This window comes from Mesorhizobium sp. M5C.F.Ca.IN.020.29.1.1, from assembly GCF_003997375.1.
Lineage (GTDB): Bacteria > Pseudomonadota > Alphaproteobacteria > Rhizobiales > Rhizobiaceae > Mesorhizobium > Mesorhizobium wenxiniae.
Window position 1 is genome coordinate 1 of record NZ_RZSW01001093.1, and the last position, 804, is coordinate 804.

The 804-nt window shown below is 58.6% G+C and carries 2 protein-coding genes; both read left to right on the forward strand.

The window, feature by feature from the left end; translation table 11 throughout:
* Window positions 1-263 precede the first annotated feature (263 nt).
* A complete protein-coding gene (locus EOA85_RS36425) occupies window positions 264-554 on the forward strand; it encodes a hypothetical protein (protein ID WP_127212811.1) in 291 nt (96 codons plus the stop codon).
* A 25-nt stretch (window positions 555-579) separates the two neighbouring features.
* On the forward strand, window positions 580-804 hold a 225-nt coding region (locus EOA85_RS38445; RefSeq protein WP_206523505.1), incomplete at its 3' end, for a hypothetical protein.

The window sequence follows — 804 nt, forward strand, 5'->3', positions numbered from 1 at the left end:
GGAGCACACGGCGCGCAACTCGTCGCATCTCTCGGAACAGGTCCGAGTTGGAGGGACATGCAAGTCGCTCGGTGGCAATAGGCGCGGGTGAGGACCAACTGACGGGCTCAAATACGCCGGTCGGCGAACCCACGACGCCAGCAACCCGCGTGCGATTTCTCGTTGCATCATCTCTCCTACGTGCAGCCCCTGCGTTCGCAAGGCAGCGTCGCGGCCCAGAGCCCGATTCCCACAGAGGGTAGGGTTAGCTTTCGAGAAACTGATTGAACAAATCGATTATTTGGATCGAATGCATCCACGGTATGGATGCAGCGCCGCATCTTCAACGACTGCGGCTTCCTGATGGATTGTTGTGTCTGTCGTGCTCTGCTATTTTCGCTGTCCTTCAAGGCTGGCGAGTCTGGTGGAACCTGCGCGTCATTGGCTGTGGTAGCTTGATGCTCAAAAATGGAGCGCCCCGCGGAAAGCCGCTCTCAGATTTCCAAAAAGCCTTGCTGGTCCTAAAGAGCACTTCGCGCTCGACACCAAAATGGGCGAGGAAAACTGACGTCTGACAGGGATGTGCATGCAACAGCCGATTTGCGGCACCAGGAAACGACCGCGTTCAGGCTGGAGATCGACGACCAACGGCTCCTCGATTTCCGCATTCAGGCCACGACCAACCGCTTTCCAAGCTCTTCCTGTGTGGGCGGATGCCGGCAAACAGCAGCACAGGGTCAGGGAAACCGCGAGCGGGCCTGCATGATCGCCATGATCACATTGCCGCTGTCGCGCGTGCGGACCGGAATGCATTCGGTCCAGCCG